The organism is Nocardioides luteus, from assembly GCF_014648595.1.
GTDB lineage: Bacteria > Actinomycetota > Actinomycetes > Propionibacteriales > Nocardioidaceae > Nocardioides > Nocardioides luteus.
The window spans coordinates 1-558 of the sequence record NZ_BMRK01000057.1 but is presented as its reverse complement, the minus strand read 5'-3'; the positions used below and the strand labels follow the sequence as shown (position 1 = coordinate 558).

Sequence of the window (558 nt, the reverse complement as noted above, 5' to 3'; positions counted from 1 at the left end):
CCATCGTGAACTCACCGTTGCCGACGCCCAGCAGGAACGCTTCCCACTCCTTGCGATTGAACTCCAGGACGGGGCCAGCGCCGTTCGCCTTGGTGTCGCGTACGCCGACGATGCCGTCGACCTCTGCCACCTCGACGCAGCCGCCCGAGTCGCTGCCGGTGCTCTTCCGCCAACGTGCGTTCTGCCACTTGTCATTCATCGAGCACTCCTCATCCCTTTGTGCCTCGCAAGTTGCGAAGCGTGGTTTCCAGATACTGCCGAGACGCCTCACCGTTGAGGGCATCTTTCTGCAGCCGCTCGAAGGTCGAGGCGTACGCCGACACGTCGACATCGTCAGAGAGGTACGTGTCCGCCGTCAACGACTCGAGCATCACCACTGACGGCCTGTCATCGGTGAAGTCGTAGATCATGAATCCAGCGATGGCGAACGCTGCGGCCTCGCCGCCAGGCGGGAGGATTCTCAGGTCAACCCGCTCTGGGTCCACGTCGGCCAGGTGCTGCAGCTGCTCCGCCATGACGGCAGGCTCGCCCGGCCAGCGCATCAGTGCACGTGCATCG

At 63.8% G+C, this 558-nt stretch carries 2 protein-coding genes; both read right to left on the bottom strand.

Annotation, left to right across the window (positions count from 1 at the left end; all coding sequences use genetic code 11):
* On the bottom strand, positions 1-199 hold a 199-nt coding region (locus IEY81_RS23955; protein WP_189121005.1), incomplete at its 3' end, for a DUF397 domain-containing protein.
* A 10-nt stretch (positions 200-209) separates the two neighbouring features.
* A partial coding sequence (locus IEY81_RS23950; RefSeq protein ID WP_229788136.1) for a Scr1 family TA system antitoxin-like transcriptional regulator occupies positions 210-558 on the bottom strand: 349 nt, incomplete at its 5' end.